Consider the following 20,455-nt stretch of genomic DNA (forward strand, 5'->3'; position numbering starts at 1 on the left):
AACCGAGGGGTCCGCATGAGTGACGTCACGGAAGTCAACCACGAGCAGACCAGCGACCGGCCACTCTTCACGCCTGTCGCCGTGGTCGCGTCATGCGTGGGATTCGTACTGATCGGTGCTCTGCAATCGTTGTACGGGCCGGCCATCCCCGAGTTGCGGGCCGAGTTCGGCTTGGCGCCGTCAGGAGCGGGACTGGCGCTGAGCGCCCATTTCATCGGCGGCGTGGCCGGGGTGCTCATTTTCAACCGGATTCACGGCAGGGTCAGCAACCGTACCCTTCTGGGCCTTTCTTACGCGCTCATGGCGATTGGCTGCGTGGGCTTCGCGACTAGTCCCGCATGGCCTGTCTCATTACTTGCGGCACTGATCACCGGACTGGGATTCGGGGGTGTCGACTACGGTCTGAATCAGCTTTTCGCCGTTGGTTTCGGCCGGCGCAGCGGCGCATATCTGAATATCCTCAACGCGCACTTCGGTATCGGCGCCATCGCCGGTCCGGCCCTGATCGGCCTCTTCGGCGGCGCCAATTACCCGGCCCTGTTCCTGGCCTTCGCCGTGCTCTCCGCGGTGCTCCTGCTCTTCCTGCGGGGAGTGGCCCGGCACGACGCCGCGGCGACGACGGAGGACACGCCGGGACGCGCCGAGCGCTCCGGTCTCCGGGCCGCCGCACCCGTTCTGACGGCTTTCATCGTCCTCTATGTCCTGCACGTCGGCGTGGAGGCCGGTATCGGGGGATGGGAGCCGACGCATCTGGAGGCCGCCGGCTACAGCGCCACCTTCGCGGCCTCGGCGACCTCGGCCTACTGGCTCTTCTTCACCGCCGGGCGATTCCTGGTCGCGCCGCTGACACTGCGGGTCCCGGAGTCGAGGATCATCCTGGTCAGCTGTGTGGGGATGGCGGTCTGCCTGGCCGCGGCGGTGGTCCCGGCGCTCGCGCCGTACGCCTATGCCGGAGCTGGGCTGTTCATGGCCCCGATCTTCCCGACCGGGCTGCCGTGGCTGAACCGGGTGGTGCCGGCGGCTCGCCGGGCGGGCGCGTTCGTCATCGCCGCCTCCATGATCGGTGGCGTGATCGCGGGTCCGGCGCTGGGCGGCGCGTTCGAGCACCTCGGCGTCCAAGCCGTGCCGCTGGTGCTCCTGGCCCTGACCCTCGGATGCCTGGCGGCGACCGTTTGGCTGACCCGGCGAGTGCGCTCTTGACCTCGGCCGAGCGCCCCGGGGAGCCGGTGTTCACAGGTGTCACACAGGTCGAACCAGACTTTTCGTAACCGCTGTCGAGTGATAGCCTCGAATCGTTGTTAACGTTACCATCTCGGGAACGAAACATCCACTAACGGGGATCGCAGGTGGAATTCATGAGGCGCGATCGAATCGTCCTGGGTAAATGCAAATCAGTAGCGCCACGGATTGTCGCCGACAAACCGGAACCATCTCTGGGCGGCCGGCCGTCACGGCGAGGTGCATGAGAATTCATGGCCGCGACACGTCAGAAGGTAATCGCGGAAGCCGTCCGCCGAAAACTCTCGGAGTTCAAGAGCGATCTGGTGGTGGAGGTCGTATCCGAAACGGAGAACGCGCCGATAGCGTCCAGGGACCGATGGGCGCACCTGTTCCTCGCGGTGAGCCGGGCACTGGACACCGTCATCGACTCGCTCGGCGACGTGACACGCCTGGACTGCTCGTTCGCCGACACATGCCTGGAGCAGGGGCTGGAAGCAGATTCGCTGCTCACCGCGTTGCGCATTCTCAGCGTCCGGGCCCGCGAGCGACTGATCCAGGCGATGGGCGAGGACGAGGAGGTGGCCCTGCTCATCGCCGACCAGTTCTTCGCGGCGTTCCGTCGTCTCGAGGCGGCCGTCCAGCCCGTCGCCACGCCGGCGAACCAGGTGCACCCCAACCTGGAAGCCCGCGCCCTCATCGCCCGTGACCTGCTGCACGGCCGCGGCAGCACCCGTCCCGACCACGAGAGGTACGCCCACCCCCGCGCCACCTACCTGGTCATGGCCGTCCATCACGGTTCGGTGCCGCCCGATCGGCTCGCCGCCGGCGTCCGCCGAGCCGCCGAGACCAGCGACGGCCAGGATCTGCTGCCGCTCCTCGACGTGGTCGAGCCACTGCTGCTCGCCTCCGTCGAACTGCGCCCGCCCCAGCAGCAGGATCTCAAGATCGCGGCGACGAGCCTGCTCAAGGCGCTGGAGCTGGAGGAGACACCGTTGGTCGGCGTGGCGGTCGCGGTCGGCCCCGGTTCGGTGGCTGGCGCCGCCGCGGAGGCCACTCTGTCCGTCCGGGCCGCCTATGACCTCGCCCGGCGTCACGACGTCTACACGGTCGACGACATCTGGCGCCCCGCTCTCCTCGACCGGGCGCCGGAGCTCACCCGGGTGCTTGCCCAGCGGATGGCGCCGTTGAGCGCCGGTGACGGCTACCTGCTGGAGACCCTGCGGATGTACCTCGACGGCGGGGGCCGCCGTTCGCAGACCGCGACGGCGCTGCACATCCACCCCAACACGCTGGACTACCGCCTGCGCAAGATCCAGGAGATCACCGGCCTGAACCCGCAGTTCCCGCAGGACCTGGAGACACTCAGCATGGCGCTCGCGGCGTGGATGCTGCGGGACGCCCGCAGATCCAGCGGGATCCGGTGACTCGCGGCCGTTCGGGCGGGGCGGCCGTGCCCGGCTCGGCACGGCCGCCCGGGACACCTCAATCCGCGGGGGCACCTGCCGGAGCCGATCGACCAGCGCGCCCGCCGCGCCTGTGTAGGCGGCTGGATCACACCATCCGGCCAGCTGCGCCGGCGTGACGAGCCGGCGCAGATCCGCGTTCTCGGCCAGGACGTCATCGAAAGCGCGCCCGGTCGCCGCGGCCGTCGCGGCGGCCGTCACGACCAGCCTCTTGGCCGCGGCCCGGCCCAGCAGAGGCGTGAGTACGGCGACCAGCCGCTCCGAGGTCACCAGGCCGCGGGTGAGGTCCAGGTTGTGCCGCATCCGCTCGGGATCCACGTGGAGGCCCGCCACCAGCTCGCGCGCCGTATGGGAGCTCCCGCCGGTCAAGCGCAGGCACTCCCGCAGCAGCGACCACTCCGCCTGCCAGCCACCGGCCGACCGCTCGTCCTCGGCCAGCAGGCTCTGGGTCAGGGCGGCGGCCATCGCGGGCACCTGCAGGGCTGCCGACCGCACCAGCGTAGCCAGCACCGGATTGCGCTTCTGCGGCATGGCCGAGGACACCCCACGGCTGTCCGCGCCCGGCTCCCCGAGCTCGCCGATCTCGGTGCGAGCGAGAGTCAGCACATCCACGGCGATCTTGCCGAGAGCCCCGGAGGTCATCGCCAGCGCGGCGGCGAGGTCGGCCATCGGGGTGCGCAGGGTGTGCCAGGGCAGCTCCGGGCGGCCGAGCCCGGTCTCCTCCGCGTACGCGTCGATCAGCCGATCGTGATAGCCGTCGGCGGCGTCCGCGTAGGCCAGATAGCCGGCCAGCGTGCCCGCCGCCCCGCCCAGCGACACGGGCAGGCCACCGCCGGTCAGCCGGGCCAGGCGCTCGTCGGCGTCGAGCACCAGGCGGCGCCAGCCGGCCGCCTTGAGCCCGAACGTGGTCGGTACGGCGTGCAGCGCCAGCGTTCGCCCGGCCATCGCGGTGTCCCGATGCCGAACGGCCAGGTCACCGAGCGTCACACCGATCGCGGCCAGATCGGCGCGGATCACGGTCAGCCCGCGTCGGGCCAGCAGCATGAGGCCGGTGTCGAGCACGTCCTGACTGGTAGAGCCGAGATGGACGTACCCCGCTGCCTCCGGGTCTGCCGCGGCGACGACCGCGGTGAGCGCTCCGACCAGGGCGACCACCGGATTGGCGGTCTCCCGCGCGGCCAGGGCGACCGACCGCGGGTCCAGGCGCCCGGCCCGGGCCGCGTCGCCGATGACGCCGGCCACGGCCGGGGGTATCGAGCCGAGTTCCGCCTGCGCCCGGGCAAGGGCCGCCTCGGCGTCGAGCATCGCCTGCAGCCAGGCGTGATCGCTCACCACGGCCTCGATCGGTGTCCCGGCGCGAACCGGAGCGAACAGGCCGGCGTCCACCAGGGCCTCGGCCGGTACGTCAGCCGCCGTCATACCAGCACTCCGGTGAGGTCGGTCTCGGCCCGCGGCAGCCGTACCGGAACCGGCACCTCGGCCACCGGTGGCATGCCGAGCATCGTCCGGGCGATCGCGTCCGAGTCGGCGAGCGTCACCGAGTCCACGCCGGGCCGGATGCCGGCCGCGGTCACCCAGTGCACCGACTCGGTCGGAACGCTGAACGCGAACCGGCGGGGATGGGGCCGTCCGCGGGCGTCCAGCAGGTGATACGGGCGTTCGGTGACGGCCAGGCCGCCGGTCTCGTACTGGCTGCCCGCCGATGTGGCGATCCGGTACGGCGCACACTGCTCGGTTTCCAGCAGGTGCCGCAGCAGCGGGTCGTCGGTGCGGCGCAGATCCGGCTCCGGCAGTCGCGCCTCGATGAGAGCCCTGGCGGCGACCGGTGGTCCGGGCACGGCGGCACAGCGTGCGACGAACGCCGGGGCGCTGGTGTCGACTCGTACCTCGGCCGACGGGCCCAGCAGGTCGAGTACGCCCGCCTCGATCAGCGCGATCATCTCCTCGATCCGTGACGCCGGCGGGCCGATCGACAGGAAGGCGTTCAGCGGCGTGTACCAGCCCTCCAGGTCGTCGCGATGGGAGTCGCCGTCGAGGCCGCTGTGATCGACGGCGATCCGGATCTCGTTACGCAGGTCACGTAGCACGTCCAGCGCCGCCTTCAGCGGACTGCTCAGGTTGCCGCGATCGGCCTCCGCGACGTCCCGGGCCAGGTATTCCAGCAGCCATGCCCGGAAACTCGCGTGGTCGGCAAAAGTGCGGTCGCCGAACGGCTTGACCAGCGTCTCCCACCGCCATCGGTCGGCGGGCTCGACACCGTGACGATCCAGGAGAGCGTCGAGCCCGGTCGCGTCGGTGGTCAGGTACTCGGTGACCAGACGGTCGCGGTCCACGTCACCACGGCCGGCGAGCAGCACCCCGTAGTAGGCGCTCTCCACCTCCCGGGAGATCAGTGGCCAGAGATCACGGGTGAAGTTCAGCGGCTCCGTGCGGTCCGATCGCATCGACGCCAGGCGTTCGGCGGTCAGGAGGCGTGGCTCGTACCGGCCGAAGGCGCCCTTCTCGTTGCGTCCCCGGGCGTGGTAGGGCACGCCGCGGCGGGAGAAGGCGTACATGCGCGGCTCGGCTCCCGAGGCGTGGTAGGTGAGGCGGCCGGTGGCGGGATCCCGCCGGAACGATCCACCCCGGCCGGCCGAGAGCAGCGCCATGTAGTCGAAGAAGTTCAGGCCGAGCCCGCGCAGCAGCACCGGACGGCCCGGTTCGATCGCGCTGAGGTCCACGTCAGCGGGGTTGGCCGGCGTCACGTAGGTCAGGTAGTGGATGCGGGCCAGGCTGGCGGTCCGCGCTTCCCGTGGAGTCAGCCGGACCGCAACGTGCCCCTGCGCCATGACGATGGCGTGTAGCTCGTTGAGCCGGGTGCCGTCCTCCAGCCGAACCCCCTGGGGGCCGCCCGGCACGCCGTGGGTGTCGGCCATCGCGACGGCCCGGGACCGGTGCACCCGAACCGTGATCGTCTCCGGCGCCTCGCGTACCACCCTCTCGAAACAGGCTTCGAGGTAGTGGCCGTACAGGGCCCGTGTCGGATACGAGTCCGGTCCGAGGCCCTCCGCGCGGTCATCGGCCGTCGCCCACTCGTACAGGCTGGGGCCGGGCTCGATCGGGCCCGCGATCGAGACGCTGTCGTCGGTGTACAGGGTGATCTGCGAGGCGACGGTGTTCATCAGGAGGTTGTGTGACTGATCGGAGCGCCATACCGCGCCGGCGCCCGGTGCCCACGGATCGACGACGTGGACCGTGACCGGCCGTCCGTTGCGGGCCGCCCGCTCGTTGGCGCACAGCCGCTCCAGAACCGACAGCCCGCGCGGCCCGGCGCCGACGATGCAGATCTGGATGCCGGCGTCCGTGCCCATCACGCGCCGCTCCGGGCGGCCACCAGCCGTGCCAGCTCCAGCCTCTTGATCTTGGTCGTCGACGTCTGCGGGAGGTCCCCGTGGCGCCACTGCACCGGCTCGGCCATCGGCGGCAGATCCGCGGTCGCGGTCCGCCACGAGAGCAGATCCAGGGGCGTGTCGTTCCGGGTGCAGACCACCGGCACGGCCCGGCCGTCCGGTCCGGGGATGATGACCACCTCGGTGAGGTCTCCGATCCGGCCGAAGAGCGCGTCCTCGACCGCCAGCGTGCTGCCGAAGCCCTCGATCACGTCGACCTCTCGATCGAGCAGGTGGACGCAGCCCCAGCGGCCGCGGTAGCCGACATCGCCCATGCGCCACCAGCCGCCGTTCGAGATCTGGTGCTGGTAGCGATCCTCCTCGCCGAGGTACGTGACGATCCGCCCGTTGCTGCGGATCTCGATGTAGCCGGGGGTGTCCCTGGACGGCTTGCGGCCACCTCGGCTCACCACCCTCGCGCCGGTCATGCCGGGGAACGGGATGCCGACACAGCGCAGGTCGTCCTCGCGGCTGCGGCCCAGGTGATAACTGCGGATCGTGGTGGGCCCGATCTCGCTCTGCCCGTACATCTGGACGAAGCGCGGCCGCCGGCGCCGGCTGCCCTCGAGCATCCGCTGCACCGTACGCGGGTGGATCGCATCGAAGGTGCTGCTGAACGTCTGCATGTCGGCCAGCGGCCCACGAGGGTCGTCGGCCAGTTCCTCCCACGCCATGAAGGTGTTCGGATGGGCCTCGATGATGGTGGGGCGCTGCGCGGCGAACGTGTCGGCCACACGGGCCGGATCGTCGTCGGCCAGCACCATGATCTCGAAGCCGCGCAGCAGTGGGATCGACAGGGCGGTGAACATCCGGGAGTGCACGAACGACACGTGGATCGCGATGGTCTGGCGGCCTCGCACGAACAGCCGGGCCGCCGCGTCCTGCGGCCGGAAGCGGGACTGCAGCGTGAATCCGGTGTGTACGGCCAGCTTCGGCAACCCGGTGGTGCCGGAGGTGTGGGTGATCAGCGCCGGATCGTACGGGGCGGCCGGATGCGCGGCGACCGGTGGCGAGCCGGCGAGCTTCTGCAGCTCGACCGCGCCGTTGAACCGCCCGGTGGCCAACAGCACGCCCCGGGTCTGCTCGAACACGGTCGGCGGCAGCTCCTCTTCCAGTTTGCGCTGGTCAGTGAGCAGATACGGCCGGTCGACCCGGCGGATGAGCGCGTCTACCGTCGCGCCGTCGAGTTTCGGCGACAGCAGCACCGGCACGGCGCCGACCCGGGCGATGGCGCACGCCAGCAGCGTGATGTCGAAGCCGTGCGATTTGTGCAGGACGACCCGCTGGCCGGGGCCGACTCCGGCGGCGGCCAGGCGCGCGGAGAGGTCGGCGACCAGCTCGGCGAAGGCGGCGTAGCTCGCCCGGCGCGGGAAGCCGGGCGCGACGTCGAGATCGTGATCGAGTGAGAGCGTCCGGGCGGGATGCCGCGCGGCGGCTCGCTCGAAGAGCGTGCCCAATCGGATTCCCCGATTCCCGATCCTTTGCAGAATCATGGAGGTAGCCCCTTTTCGCTTGATGCGGCGCCATTGGCCTGCCCGGAAGACTCTCGGCTGAGCCGAGTTCCGTCAAAGGTCGCGCCGATCGTCTGTCAGGTTCGTGCCGCATAGGCGAACAATGGCTCGGACTTCACGGACCGTGATTCGTGAGAACTCACAATGGAATGGCTGTTTCTTGTGGATCGTCACAATCGGAACGGTGGGCGATGATGAGTTCTCACGGCATTCCGCTGCCACCATGCCGCTGGTGGCATGATCGTCCATAATGGTCGCTAGATGCGTTCATGATCTCGGCATACCCTCTATGAGCTGCAAACTCGTACCGGCATGGCAGAGATTCGGCGTGCGCCGGCAGGCAAATCGGGGGAGACTCATGCGACAGGAGAACGAGCGCGGTCATGGCGATTTCGGGTTCCGTCCGGGCGCCCGTAATCACTACGAAAGTGCAGCTGAGCGGTTATGTGCCGAGCTGTTCCGCACGCTGCGGCGCCGGGATCAGCGGGAAAAGGCGCACATATATGTGACCGGCCTGCTCACCACGCCGGGGCGCAAGTCCGTACGCAACATCGCGCAGTCGTTCCACGGATCCGGCGCAGAACAGAGTCTGCACCATTTCATCAACGACTCCAGTTGGGATTGGATGCCGGTGCGCCGGGCGCTGGTCGAGCATGCGCGCTCACACCGGCCGGTGCGGGCCTGGGTGGTGGAGCCCATGGTGGTGCCCAAGACCGGCGAGCACTCGGTCGGGGTCGCGCCGTCCTTCTTCGGTGAACGCGGGCGGCCCCAGAACGTGCAGCTGTCGTTCGGGATCTGGGCGGCGTCGGAGTACGGCAGCCTCCCGGTGGCATGGTGGCTGCACGTCCCGCGGGAGTGGCTCGCCGACGACGAACGCCGCCTGCGTGCCGTCATCCCCACCGACCTGCGGCCCAGCACCGTGGAGAGCGGGGTCGTGGACGCGGTCCGGGATATCGTCCCGGACGACGGGCTCCCGCTCGTGCTGGACGCCAACCGGCTCGACGCCCTCGCCGCGGCGCGGCGCCTGACCCTGACCGGTACGCCGTTCCTGCTGCTCGTCGCCCCCGGCACGCCGCTGGTCGTGAACGATCCGAACCTCCTCGGCCGGCTCGGTACGTTGATGACGGCGGAACGGATCGCGTGGGCGAGCCACTCCATGCGGCGCCCGGTGTCCTGGTCCGGGCCGGGCGAGAGTGGCGCCGTCCACATCAGCGCCGTCGCCGACGTGCCGGTCCAGCTGCCCGCCGTCCCGGCCCGGCCCGCCCGGGAGGCCGGGTCCGCTGACGGATTGCGGCTGTTGTGCATCGGGGGCGCCCGGCACGGCCGTGCCCCGCACACCTGGCTGACCAATCTGCCCCGTCACCGGCTGCCGGAGACGCTGTACGCGGCCAGCCTCGTGCAGCGGATCCGGCTGGAGGAGTCCGGAACCGCCGAGCGTGTCGGCATCCGCGACTACGCCGGGCGCACGTTCACCGGCTGGCACCGTCACGCCACCCTCGTCTCGGTGGCGCACGCCGTGATGTCCGGGCACACCGATCGCCGGCGCGAACAGCTACGGGTCAGCTGACCCGTACTCGAGAAAGGGAGCCGACCGCCATGCCGCCACCCGTATTGAGTGTCATCGTCCCCATGTACGACGTCGAGCCGTACGTCGCCGCCTGTCTCGACTCCCTGGTCGGCCAGGAGCTCCGCGACCTGGAGATCGTCGTCGTCGACGACGGGTCCACCGACGGCAGCCGGGCGCTCGCCGACGCCGTCGTGCGCCGTGACTCCCGCGTCCGGGTGGTCGAGCAGCCCAACGCCGGGCTGAGCGCCGCCCGCAATACCGGCGTACGCGTGGCCCGCGGCCGCTACCTCGCGTTCTGCGACAGCGACGACATCGTGCCGCCGTCCGCCTACGCCGCGCTCGTCGGGTCGCTCGAGGCGAGCGGATCCGACCTGGCCAGCGGCGACGTCCGTAGGTTCAGCAGCACCGAGACCCGGGCCCACCACGGATACAAGGACACTTTCGAGCACGATCTGCGGCGTACGCACATCCGCCGTCGCGCCGCCCTGGTGCGTGACCGGATGGTGTGGAACAAGGTGTTCCGCCGTGCCTTCTGGGACGAGCGGCGCCTCGAGTTCTCCCTGCCCGCCTTCGAGGACGCCCCCGTGATGATGCGCGCGCACCTCGAAGCCTCGGCGGTCGACGTCCTCGCGCAGGTCGTCTATCTGTGGCGGGTCCGGGAGGGCGGCGTCCCGTCCATCACCCAGCGGAAGTACGAGCCGGCCGTCTTCGCCGCCCGCATGACCATGGTCCTCGACACCTACGACGTCATCGCGGCGGCGGCCCCGGAACTGGTCGATCTGTATGCCGACGACATGTGCCGCGGCGACATCAAGGACGCGCTGCGGGCACTGAAGTCGTACGACGACGACAGCCTCAGCCACCCGCTCGCCCTCGCGCGAACCTTCGTCGAACGGGTGCCGCCTCGGGTCGTCGACGGGCTGCCCGCCACCGAACGGCAACTCTTGGAGCTTCTGGCCCAGGCGGACACGAGCCGGCTGCGTCAGCTGGTGAAGGAAGCGATCTGACATGAGCACGGAACGGCCACGCCGGTTCACGTCCGCCTGCGTCTTCGCGGTGCTGACCATCGACTCGTTGACGAACGGCCTGTTCATCCCGCTGTCGCTGCTGTATCTGACCGGGAGCACCGGCGCGCCGCTCGCGCAGATCGGCCTGCTGCTGACCCTGTCGAGTCTGCTGGCCCTGCCGGTTCCGCTGCTGGTGGGACGGCTCGTCGACCGGTGGGGCGCCAAGTCCGTGGTCCTGGTCGCGCAGGTTCTGCAGGGCGCCGGCTTCCTCGGGTACGTTCTCGTGTCGGGCTCGGCCTCGGTGCTCGCCGTCGCGACGATCGCCTCGGTCGGCCGCCTGTCCTTCTGGGCGTCGATCTATACGCTGATCAGCGGCTTGACCGACGGCGACGCCGACCCACGCGCCAGGGACCGGTGGTACGGCATCTCGGGAGCCCTGCGGGCGGCCGGCTACGGTGTCGGCGCTGCGCTCGCCGGGTTCGCTCTGACGGCCGGCTCGATGTCCGTCTACCGCTGGCTCATCGCGGGCAACGCGATCCTGCTGGCCGTCGCCGCCCTGCTGGTGCTCGCCGGTGTGCCCGCGGCCCGGGCCCGCTCGGTGACGCCGGACGAGCCGCGCGGCTACCGGGTTCTGCTGCGTGATCGTCCTTACCTCGGCCTGATCGCCCTCAACACCGTGTTCGCGCTCTGCAACGTGCTGCTCAGCGTCGGCTTCCCGCCGTTCGTGGCCGGCGAGATGCCCGGCGTGGAATGGGCCGTGGGCCCCCTGTTGGTGATGAACACGGTCGTCCAGGCGGTCATGCAGCCGGCCGTGGTCCGCTGGACCCGGCGCCTGCCCCGGCAGATCTCGCTCGCCGCGGCCGGTGTGCTCTGGGCGTGCTGGGCGGCGGGCATCCTGGGCGCGCGGCATGTGCCGGACGGCTGGGCCGTGCCGGTGTGCACCGTGGCGATCCTCTGCTACGCGGCAGCCCAGATGCTGCACTCGCCGTCGTCGACCGCGATGGCCACGGACGCTGCTCCGGCCGACGTCCGCGGCCGCTATCTCGCGTCGTTCCAGTACTCGTTCTTCATCGCGAGCATGATCACGCCGGTGATGTTCTCCACGTTGCTCACGGTCGGGCCGGACGTCCCGTGGGCGGTGATCGCGGCCGCCGCTCTCGGCACCGTCCCACTGCTGACGATGCTCGCGCCGCGGCTGCCCTCGGCGGCGCTGACGGGTGTGCACAGTCCCGCCCGTCAGGGGTCCGACAGCCAGACGTAGACGACCAGCGCGCGATCGTGCCCGGCACGATCGCGCGCTGGTCCACCGTCACCCGTGTGCGGACCGGATCACGTGGTCCACGGTCTCGGCGAGGACGTCGATGCCGTCCCGGCTGAGGATCGACTCCGGATGGAATTGCAACGAGGCGAAGGTGGGGGCACGCAGGGCGTACACCTCCCCGGTGACCGGGTCGCGGCCGATCTCCACCACGTCGCCGCCCGGTATCTCGATCTTGTCGGCGGTGCTGTAGACGGCGAACGCGTTGTAGAAGCCCACGGTGCGTCGGCGGCCGAACAGGTCGACCGTGAGCTGGACGCCCTGGTGGGGCTGCGGCCGGCGGCGGACCGGGAGACCGAGCAGCGTGCTGAGCACCTGGTGGCTGAGGCAGACCGCCAGGAAGGGGCGGCGCCGCCGGATCAGGTCCCGGGCCAGCCCGCGCAGCCGGCCGATCCTGGCCGAGGCCGGATCGTCGGGGGCGCCCGGGCCGGGCCCCAGCACCACGAGGTCGTACCGGCCGGGGTCGAGCCGCTCGTCGTGCCGGCGCACGTCCACCTGCCAGCCGAGTGAGCGCAGTTGGTGGCCGAGCATCCAGGTGAAGGTGTCCTCGGCGTCCACCACCAGCACCCGTCCACTGCTCGCGTCCACGGGGCCGTCCTGGTCGTGGTCGGTGAACCAGTACCGTGCCGCGTCGTTGTTGCGCCGGGCCAGCGCCAGTTGCACCCGGCTGTCGCCGTGCAGCCGGGGCGGCGTGGGCGACGGTCCAGGCGGGTGGGACCGGCCGGTGTGCAGGGCCGCGAGGAGCGTCTCCAGCTTCGCCTCGGTCTCGGCGGCCTCGGCGCGGGCGTCGGAGTGCCGCACCAGGGTCGCGCCGGCGCTGATCCGCAGGCGGCCGGCGTCGCTGATCTCGGCGGTACGGATGAGAATCGCCGCATCGACGTCGCGGCCGCTGCCGCCGTTGTCGTGGTCGATCAGCGCCGCCACCCCGCTGTAGTAGCCGCGCCCGGCCGTCTCGTGCCGGGCGATGACCCGGCACGCGTTCTCCAGGGGGCTGCCGACGACGGTGGGCGCGAACATCGTCTCCCGCAGGATCTCGCGGGGATCGAGGTCGGTACGCCCGGCGATGAAGTACTCGGTGTGCGCGAGCCGGGCCATCTCCCGCAGGAACGGGCCGAAGACCCGGCCGCCCCGGGCGCAGATCCGCCCCATCACCTTGAGCTCCTCGTCGAGGACCATGGAGAGCTCGTCGCGTTCCTTGCCGTCGGCCAGGAAGCCCAGCACGCCGTCGGCCGTGGCGCCGCCCGGCGGATAACGGTAGGTCCCGCTGATCGGGTTCATCACGGCGACACCGTCGTCGACGCTGATGTGCCGTTCCGGGGTGGCGCCGACGAGAGTGCGTGTGCCTGTGTGGATGACGAACGTCCAGTACGCCCCCGACTCGCTCAGCAGCAGGCGCCGGAACAACGCGAGAGCCTGTGCGGGCGAGTAGTCCACCAGCTCGCCGGTCCAGGAGCGGCGGATCACGAAGTTCGCGCCCTCACCGGCCGCGATCTCGTCGTCGATGACGCCACGCACCGTGCCGGCGTAGGCGGTCTCGTCCTGGTCGAACCCGCCACCGTCGGCCAGCGCCGGAGCGCGGGCCGGCAGAGTCGCCAGCACCCGGTCGATGCCGGCCGAGTCCTGCTCCCGGACGACGAGCGCCAGCAGCGGCTCGCGGTCGTCGATGCAGGCGTAGCCCCGCTCGGTGACCTGGCGGTACGGAACGACCGCCAGCACGTCGTGGGGGCCGTCCCCAGGGCCGTCGCGTAACGGGATCTCGGCCACCGAGGCAACGGTGTGCACCTCGCCGGCGAGGACCTCCACGCGACCGGGATCGCCGGTGTGCGGCCGGTGCACCAGCGCGAACGCCGGCACCTCGCCGCGGGCCACCCGGGTCAGCAGGTCCTCGCTCATCGCCCGGTCTCCTTCGTGCCGGTGACCAGCGCCGCGTCCAGCGCGGCCAGCAGGCGGTCGGTGGGCTGGACCACCGCGCAGGTACGGGCGGCGTGGTCGAGCGCCGTCCGGTGACGCTCGGCGGAGAAGTCGGCGACGCCATCGGCCACCATGAACACCTGGATGTCGTTGGTGTACGCCTCCAGCGCGCTGGACAGCACACCGACGTGCGCGTACACGCCGCAGACGATGAGCTGATCGCGGCCGGCGGCGCGGATCCGGTCGAGCAGGTCGCTGCGGAAGAAGGCGCTGTAACGCCATTTGGTCAGCAGCCAGTCGCCGGGCGCCGGTGTCAGCGGGGCCACGACGTTCCGGTCGTCCGGCGTGGCCCGCATGCCGGCGCCCCAGAAGTCGGCGAGCAGCCCGCGATCGGCCTCGGTCATCCGGCCCGGCTGGGCGGTGTACGCGATCGGCACGCCCAGCTCGGCGCATCGCTCGCGTATCCGGGTGATGTTCTCGACCAGCTCCCGGCGTGGTGAGCGGGCCGCGTCGAACGGCCGCAGAAAGTACTCCTGCATGTCGTGGATGAGCAGGACGGCGCGGCGCGCGTCGGCCCGCCACGGCGGGATGGCAGTGGGCAGGTCGGCCTCGACCGGCATCGGGTATGACGGGACAGGGGGAATTCCGGACATCACATGCCTCTTTCCGGCGGCGATGGGCGAGGGACCGGTTCTGCTCACACGCCGAGCGCCGCGCCGCCGTCGACGGTCAGGTGGTGCATCGTGATGTGGCCGGCGCGGTCCGAGAGCAGGAAGGACACCGCGTCGGCGATCTCGGCCGGGGTGGCGATCTTGCGGAGCGGGATGCCGACCCGGTAGGCGCCGGCGTCGCCGTCGAGGGTGGCGCTCGGGCCGCTCTCGTCGGTCCACATGCCACGGAGCATCGCGGTGTCGGTGGAGCCGGGGGCGACCACGTTGCAGCGGATCCCGTACCGGGCGACCTCGAGGGCCAGACATTTGGTGTACGCCGTGGCGGCGGCCTTGGAGGCGGAATAGGCGGCCATGCCCTGCCGTGGCACGAAGGCCGCGTTGGAGGCGACGGTGACCACGGAGCCACGCCGGCGGGGGATCATCCGCTTCACCACCGCCCGGCAGACGTGGACGACACCGAGCGTGTTGACGGCCAGGGTGGCGTACCAGTCCTCGTCGCCGAGCTCGACCGCCGTGCCGGTGCGCAGCACACCCGCCGCATTGACGAGCAGATCGACCGGCCCGAGCAGCCGTTCCACCGCCGCCACGGTGGATTCGACCCGTCCGGGAGCGGCGACGTCGGTGGGGAACGCCGTGACGTCGAGTCCCTCGGCCCGGAGCTTGGCGACCTCGGTGTCGAGCTGCTCGGTGGCGGCGTCGAGTGCGGCCACCCGGGCGCCCTGCCGGGCGAGCGCGCCGGCCGTGGCGGCGCCGATGCCCCCGGCCGCACCGGTCACGAGAGCGATCCTGTCCTCCATCACGATCCTCCTCACTGCTGGGCCGGTCAGGCGTTCCAGGCGTCGACGACGCGGAGCGCCTGATCGGGGTTGAGTCGCGGGTCGCAGAGCGTCGTGTACTTGTCGCCGACCCGGTCCACGTCGCCGGGGCCGGAGACGCATTCGGTGACGTCGTCCGCGGTGGCCTCCAGATGCAGTCCACCGTCGGCGCCACCGTTGCCGCGCACGGCGCACTGGAAGTCGCGGACCTCCCGGAGCACCGTCTCCAGGTAGCGGGTCTTGATCCCCGCCGCGGTCACGACGGTGTTGCCGTGCATCGGATCGGTGAGCCAGATGACCGGGTGGCCGGCCTGGCGAACCGCGCGGACCATCCCGGGCAGTCGTGCGGCGGTGTGCTCGGTGCCGAGCCGGGCGATCAGCGTGAGCCGGCCGGGCTCGCGCCGGGGGTCGAGCCGATCGCAGAGGGCGACGAGATCGCCGGTGCTCATCAGCGGGCCGACCTTGCAGGCCACCGGGTTCTCGATGGCGGCCAGCAGTGCGATGTGCGCCTCGTCCAGGTGCCGGGTACGGTCGCCGACCCACGGCCAGTGCGTCGAGGCGAGGAAGATCCGCCCGTCCGGGGTGGACCGCAGCTGCGGCAGCTCGTAGTCCAGGACCAGCGCCTCGTGGCTGGTCCAGACGGGTGCGTCGCCGTCCGTACGGCCGAGGGCGCGCATGACGCGGCGAGCGGCGTCGTGGCCGTGGACGAGACGGCGGGGGTCCGGCCGGCGGACGCCGGGATCGGGTTCCGGGCCGTTGACGAGGTGGCCGCGGTAGGCCGGCAGCTCACGGCCGCCGACGGTCTCGGTGTCCCGGGTTCGCGGCTTCGCGAACTGCCCGGCGATCCGCCCGGCGCGCAGCACCGGGCGCCTGGTTCGCAGCTGCATCCGCCCGGCCAGGAGGTCGAGCAGGCCGGTCTTGCCGCGGACGTCGTGCACGCCGCACTCGGCCGGGTCCTCGGCGCAGTCGCCGGCCTGGACCACGTGTGCCTCGCCGGCGGCGACCCGGGCCAGGGCCCGTCCCAGGGCCGCCACCTCGGCGAGACTCACCAGCGGCGCCCGTGCCCGCAGCTCGTCGCGGGCGGCGGCCAGCCCGTCGGCGCCCGCCCAGCCGGGCTGCTGCCGGGCCGGTCGCCGGCTGATGTCCCGCACGACATCCCGCAGCACCGCGGTCACCGTCGCACGGCTTTCGGCATCGATTCGGCAGAATGGTGGGCAGCAGGGTTGCCGGTCATTGCCAAGCACTCCTAGATTGCATTTTCGCCACTATTGCAATCCATTCTTGGAAGGGCGCCCGAGTCTCGGCAACGAGTGGCGAATGAGTGTGTCAGGTGCGGGGCCGGACCTGACAGACATCGGGCGGAGACCCCGGCGGGAAAGATCGTGGCTGCCATAGTGTCGAGTCATGCGTGCCGCTTACATCCAAGAGCTCGGCCCGCCGGGCAACATCCGATTCGGCGAACTGCCCGCGCCGGTGCCCGGGCCGGACGACGTGCTCGTCGACGTCGTCGTCGCGACGGTCAACCACGTGGACACCTTCGTTCGGTCCGGCGCCTGGCGTACTCCGCTGGAGTTCCCGTTCGTCGTCGGGCGCGATCTGGCCGGCACGGTCGCGGCGGCCGGGCCGGGTGTCGCCGGCTTCCGGCCCGGTGACCGGGTGTGGTCGAGCAGCCTGGGTCATGCCGGACGGCAGGGCGCGGCCGCCGAGCAGGCGGTGGTCCCGGTCGACCGGCTCTATCACCTGCCCGGCGGAGTCCGGCCGGAGGACGCGGTCGCCGTCGCGCACCCCGCGTCGACGGCTTACCTGGCGCTGTTCACCCACGGCCGGCTGCGGGCGGGTGAGACCGTGGTCGTCGTCGGTGCGGGCGGCAACGTGGGAGCGGCGACGGTCGTGCTGGCGGTAGCCGCCGGCGCGCGGGTGGTCGCGACCGCGAGCGCCGCCGATGCGGACTACTGCCGGTCGATCGGCGCGGCCGAGGTGCTCGACTATCGTGACCCGGATCTCGCCGGGCGTCTCCATGCGGCCTGTCCGGAGGGGGTGGACCTGTACGTCGACACGGCCGGGGCGAACGACGTCGAGGGCGCGGTGGAGCTGCTGGCCCGCCGCGGACGACTGGTGCTCCTGGCCGGCCTGCGCACCCGTAGGACGCTGCCGGTGGGTGCCCTCTATCTGAAGGACTGCACGATTGCCGGGTTCGCGATCTCCCAGGCCGGAGTCGGGGAACTGGCCGAGGCCGCGGTCGCCGTCAACCGGATGCTCGCCGAGGGGCGGCTGCGCCCGCGGTCCGTGGAGATCCTGTCGTTGAGCGCGATGGCCGAGGCGCACCGGCGGGTCGAGGCGGGCGAGGCGCACGGCCGGCGGCTGGTCCTGTGCACCGGTCGGTGAACGACTGCCGGGGAACGCTGACCTGACGAACCCTGGAAACGTTCTTTGACCCACTCCGGTCGGCTGACGACGATGGATTCATGACTGAGTCGATCATCGATAAATCGCCGGTGTTCGCTGTGCGCGCGCAGATCACGGTAAAGGCCTCGGTGGATGAGGTGTATGCCGTTGTCAGCGATTTGCCGCGCAGTAGGGAATGGAGTCCCGAATGCACCGGAGGGGAGTGGATCTCCGGTGAGCCGGCCACCGTGGGCGCGGTATTCCGCGGCGAGAACCTGCGCGCCGACGACGTCGTCGGCTGGGCGCCGCTGGTCCGCGGAGTGTGGTACACCCAGGCGCGGATCACCGCCGCCGAGCCGGGCCGAACATTCCGCTGGGCCATGCTGACGCATGTCGGTGAGAACCAGCAGAGCGTCTGGGGCTTCGACATCGAGCCGGCCGCGGAGGGATCCGTCCTCACCCACCACTTCCGGATGGACCGGCCCACCGAGGGCATCTACAAGATCGTCGCCGACATGGACGAGGAGCAGCGCCGGCGATTCTTCCGGGAGTGGTCGGAGAAGCTGGAACAGGACGTCGCCCGGACCCTGGAGAGCCTCAAGGCCGTCATCGAGTCGTGACGGTGCGGCGGGCGCCGCCGGCCCGGTCGCGATTCCCGCGACCGGGCCGGCCCGGTCCTCTCAGCCGCGGAACGTGCCGTTGCCGCGGCCAGCGCGCAGGGTGTGAGCCCACCATCCGAGCTGGTTGAGCATGTCGTCCGCGGCGGCCTCGGTCTTCCCGGGATCGAGGAGCCGGCCGTCCTCGCCGAACAGCGAGTGGACCCCGTGGAGGCTCACCGCCGTCCGGACCGTGACGGCGTGCAGCTCGGCGAAGACGGGCCGAAGCTGCTCGACCGAGCGCAGCCCGCCCGCCACGCCGCCGTAGGCCACGAAGGCGACCGGTTTGGCCAGCCACTCCTCCTTGGCGGTGTCGATCGCGATCTTCAGGCTGCCGGGGTAGCCGTGGTTGTACTCCGGGGTCACGACGACGAACGCGTCGGCCCGGTCGAGGTGGGCCAGGTATTCGGCGGTGTGGCCGCCGCCGTCCAGGCGCGCCGGCAGGTCGAAGTCGGCGAGGTCGATGAGGTCGACCTCGAACTCGTGCCGCTCCTTGAGCCGCGACAGCAGCCAGTCCGCGACGGTGGGCCCGACGCGGCCCTCCCGCACACTGCCGATGATCACGCCGAGGCGCAGGGGGGAGTCTGACACGGTGATTCCTCCGGAGGTGGGCGGCGAATCCAGCATGGACGTACATATACCTCATGTTCGCTGCCTTTCCTCCCACACCTGACAGACCCGCTCGGCATGACGTGTGCTGACGGGCCCCCGCACCGACAGTTGTCGATGAGGCCGGATCGACGTGAGGGGAGAGCGACATGGGCAGGTTCCTGTGGGCGTGCTACGACGGTGGCGGCAACATGCCGTACGGTCTCGGCGTCGCCCGGGCCCTGACGAGGCTGGGTCACAGCGTGGTGTTCGCCGGGCGGCCGGAGATGACGGCCAAGCTGCGGGGCACCGAGTTCAGAGCCGTCGAGCTCCACCAGGCGTACGCGAACGCCGACCGCTACCAGGACGATCCCCGCGGCCGCACGCTGGCGTACCTCACCTCGCCCGCGGTCGCCGAGGAGTTGTTGACGCTCGCCGGGTCGGAGCGCCCGGACGCGGTCGTGATCGACTCGAACTTCGGCGGCGCGCTGGCCGCGGCCCCCCGCTTCGGCGTGCCGACCGCGGTGATCCTGCACTCCTTCCTGCGGCGGACCCTGCCCAGCTGGCACGAGATGATGCGGCATCAGAGCCGGACCCGGACCGCGCAGGGCTTCGAGCCGCTGCCCGGCCTGGACGAGCTGTTCGGCGGCCGGGACCTGTTCATGGTCAACACGATTGACGGCTTCGACGGCGCCGGTGAGCGCCCGTGGCCCAACGTCCGTTACGGCGGCCCGATCCTTGAGGACGACACCCAGGCCCGCCCGTACGATCTGCCCTGGCCCGCCGACGATCCGACCCCGCTGGTGCTGGTCAGCTTCACCACCGACGCCATCCAGAACTCGGTCGCCAAGCTGCAGCGCGCACTGGACGCGCTGGCTACGCTTCCGGTCCACGTGCTGGCCACGACCGGGACCGTCGACCCGGACCGGATCGTCGTTCCCGGCAATGCCCGCGTCGTGGCGTTCGCGACCCACGGTCCGGTCATGCGCCGGGCGTCGTTCGTGGTCAACCACGCCGGCTACGGAACGGTGATGCGTGCGCTCACCCACGGCATCGGCGTCCTGTGTCTCACCGGCGAGGCGGAGGACCAGCGGGTCGCCGCCTTCGACCAGCCCCGGACGGCGGATTTCGTGGTGGAGCACGGCGTCGGGCTGAGCCTGCCGGGCACGGCGGCCGTCGAGGACATCCGTGCCGCCGCCCGGAGGATGCTCGACGACCATGCCGTGCGGGCCAACGCCCGGCGTCTGGGGGAGCTGGTCCGCCGGAGCGGGGGAGCGGAGGCCGCGGCCCGGCGGCTCGCGGCGCTGGCCGATCGGGTGGCCGCCGGGACGTGACGGACTCGGACGTCCATGGTCCCGTCCGGGCCCGATGTCGATATACAACTTGGCGGAATCACCAGCTACCAGGCATGGAGGCACGAATGCCGAAGATCAAGCCGATCGATCTCGTTGGCGTCGTCCGCAGCGCGCGCACGGAGGGCGAGGAGCGGCTGAGGAAGCCCTATTGGGGCGACGTCGTGTCACGGATCGAGCTGGATCCGGAGGTGTTCGAGCCGAGCGCCACGACCGGGCTGAGCGATTTCTCGCACGTCGAGGTGGTCTACTCGTTCCACCTGGCCGACCGGGTGTGTCGCAGCGCTCAACATCCGCGGGGGAACCGGGCGTGGCCCGCGGTCGGCATCCTGGCCCAGCGTGACCCGGCGCGGCCCAACCACATCGGCATCTCCGTCTGCGAGCTGGTGTCGGCCGACGGCCTGACGATCACCGTCCGGGGCCTGGACGCCGTGGACGGCACACCGGTGCTCGACGTCAAGCCGTACCGGCAGGGGTTCGCCCCGCGTGGATCCGTCCGCGAGCCACAGTGGTCGCTGGAGCTGATGAACGGCTACTTCTGACGCGAAAGGCCGCGGCGCGG

At 71.1% G+C, this 20,455-nt stretch carries 16 protein-coding genes and 1 pseudogene; 9 read left to right on the forward strand and 8 right to left on the reverse strand.

Features of this window, described 5'->3' with window-relative positions; all coding sequences use genetic code 11:
* Positions 1–15: 15 nt before the first annotated feature.
* Positions 16–1,200 carry an MFS transporter gene (locus ACQPZW_RS12145; protein WP_433794952.1) on the forward strand — a complete coding sequence of 395 codons (1,185 nt, stop codon included), beginning with the start codon at positions 16–18 and terminating at the stop codon, positions 1,198–1,200.
* A 1,244-nt stretch (positions 1,201–2,444) separates the two neighbouring features.
* Positions 2,445–2,645: a helix-turn-helix domain-containing protein gene (locus ACQPZW_RS12150; RefSeq protein ID WP_433797517.1), complete on the forward strand. Its 201-nt coding sequence runs from the start codon at positions 2,445–2,447 to the stop codon at positions 2,643–2,645.
* A 144-nt stretch (positions 2,646–2,789) separates the two neighbouring features.
* On the opposite strand, the pseudogene ACQPZW_RS12155 reads toward ACQPZW_RS12150, so the two are convergent.
* The 3 genes and pseudogenes from ACQPZW_RS12155 to ACQPZW_RS12165 all read right to left on the reverse strand — a co-directional run.
* Positions 2,790–4,103, reverse strand: a pseudogene (locus ACQPZW_RS12155) (lyase family protein); the annotation flags it as partial.
* On the reverse strand, positions 4,100–6,034 hold the full coding sequence (locus tag ACQPZW_RS12160; RefSeq protein ID WP_433797518.1) for an FAD/NAD(P)-binding protein: 1,935 nt from the start codon (positions 6,032–6,034) through the stop codon (positions 4,100–4,102). The pseudogene ACQPZW_RS12155 and the gene ACQPZW_RS12160, both read right to left, overlap by 4 nt.
* Entirely contained in the window at positions 6,034–7,569 is a 1,536-nt protein-coding gene (locus tag ACQPZW_RS12165) for a class I adenylate-forming enzyme family protein (protein WP_433794953.1), read from the reverse strand. Before ACQPZW_RS12165 ends, ACQPZW_RS12160 begins: the two co-directional genes overlap by 1 nt.
* Before the next feature lie 412 nt (positions 7,570–7,981).
* Here ACQPZW_RS12165 and ACQPZW_RS12170 point away from each other — a divergent pair, with 412 nt between their 5' ends.
* Genes ACQPZW_RS12170 through ACQPZW_RS12180 form a run of 3 tightly spaced genes read left to right on the forward strand, consistent with a single transcriptional unit; the run spans position 7,982 to position 11,458 of the window.
* On the forward strand, positions 7,982–9,190 hold the full coding sequence (locus ACQPZW_RS12170) for an IS701 family transposase (RefSeq protein WP_433794954.1): 1,209 nt from the start codon (positions 7,982–7,984) through the stop codon (positions 9,188–9,190).
* 29 nt (positions 9,191–9,219) lie between these two features.
* Positions 9,220–10,197, forward strand: coding sequence for a glycosyltransferase family 2 protein (locus tag ACQPZW_RS12175; protein WP_433794955.1), 978 nt, complete (start codon positions 9,220–9,222; stop codon positions 10,195–10,197).
* A 1-nt stretch (position 10,198) separates the two neighbouring features.
* Positions 10,199–11,458, forward strand: a complete 1,260-nt coding sequence (locus tag ACQPZW_RS12180; protein ID WP_433794956.1) for an MFS transporter — start codon at positions 10,199–10,201, stop codon at positions 11,456–11,458.
* 48 nt (positions 11,459–11,506) lie between these two features.
* Here the strand turns inward: ACQPZW_RS12180 and ACQPZW_RS12185 are convergent, their stop codons facing one another.
* The 4 genes from ACQPZW_RS12185 to ACQPZW_RS12200 form a co-directional block, all read right to left on the reverse strand.
* Positions 11,507–13,408 (reverse strand): anthranilate synthase family protein, encoded by a 1,902-nt coding sequence (locus ACQPZW_RS12185; RefSeq protein ID WP_433794957.1) that lies wholly within the window; start codon positions 13,406–13,408, stop codon positions 11,507–11,509.
* Positions 13,405–14,046 carry an isochorismatase family protein gene (locus tag ACQPZW_RS12190; RefSeq protein WP_433794958.1) on the reverse strand — a complete coding sequence of 214 codons (642 nt, stop codon included), beginning with the start codon at positions 14,044–14,046 and terminating at the stop codon, positions 13,405–13,407. Before ACQPZW_RS12190 ends, ACQPZW_RS12185 begins: the two co-directional genes overlap by 4 nt.
* 77 nt (positions 14,047–14,123) lie before the next feature.
* Positions 14,124–14,894, reverse strand: a complete 771-nt coding sequence (locus ACQPZW_RS12195; protein WP_433794959.1) for a 2,3-dihydro-2,3-dihydroxybenzoate dehydrogenase — start codon at positions 14,892–14,894, stop codon at positions 14,124–14,126.
* A gap of 26 nt (positions 14,895–14,920) precedes the next feature.
* Entirely contained in the window at positions 14,921–16,078 is a 1,158-nt protein-coding gene (locus tag ACQPZW_RS12200) for a 3-deoxy-7-phosphoheptulonate synthase (RefSeq protein ID WP_433794960.1), read from the reverse strand.
* A gap of 238 nt (positions 16,079–16,316) precedes the next feature.
* Between ACQPZW_RS12200 and ACQPZW_RS12205 the strand changes: the two genes are divergently transcribed.
* Both ACQPZW_RS12205 and ACQPZW_RS12210 read left to right on the forward strand, forming a co-directional pair.
* Entirely contained in the window at positions 16,317–17,297 is a 981-nt protein-coding gene (locus ACQPZW_RS12205; protein WP_433794961.1) for an NADPH:quinone reductase, read from the forward strand.
* Between the two features lie 80 nt (positions 17,298–17,377).
* On the forward strand, positions 17,378–17,917 hold the full coding sequence (locus ACQPZW_RS12210) for an SRPBCC family protein (protein WP_433794962.1): 540 nt from the start codon (positions 17,378–17,380) through the stop codon (positions 17,915–17,917).
* 60 nt (positions 17,918–17,977) lie between these two features.
* Here the strand turns inward: ACQPZW_RS12210 and ACQPZW_RS12215 are convergent, their stop codons facing one another.
* The gene (locus tag ACQPZW_RS12215; protein WP_433794963.1) at positions 17,978–18,544 is read right to left on the reverse strand and encodes an NADPH-dependent FMN reductase; all 567 of its coding nucleotides are present in this window, start codon (positions 18,542–18,544) and stop codon (positions 17,978–17,980) included.
* A gap of 167 nt (positions 18,545–18,711) precedes the next feature.
* On the opposite strand from ACQPZW_RS12215, the gene ACQPZW_RS12220 reads away from it, so the two are divergent.
* Both ACQPZW_RS12220 and ACQPZW_RS12225 read left to right on the forward strand, forming a co-directional pair.
* The gene (locus ACQPZW_RS12220) at positions 18,712–19,875 is read left to right on the forward strand and encodes a nucleotide disphospho-sugar-binding domain-containing protein (protein ID WP_433794964.1); all 1,164 of its coding nucleotides are present in this window, start codon (positions 18,712–18,714) and stop codon (positions 19,873–19,875) included.
* Between the two features lie 86 nt (positions 19,876–19,961).
* Entirely contained in the window at positions 19,962–20,435 is a 474-nt protein-coding gene (locus ACQPZW_RS12225) for an SAM-dependent methyltransferase (protein ID WP_433794965.1), read from the forward strand.
* Positions 20,436–20,455: the final 20 nt, after the last annotated feature.

The sequence above is a fragment of the Actinoplanes sp. CA-252034 genome, from assembly GCF_050956125.1.
Taxonomy (GTDB): Bacteria; Actinomycetota; Actinomycetes; order Mycobacteriales; family Micromonosporaceae; genus Actinoplanes.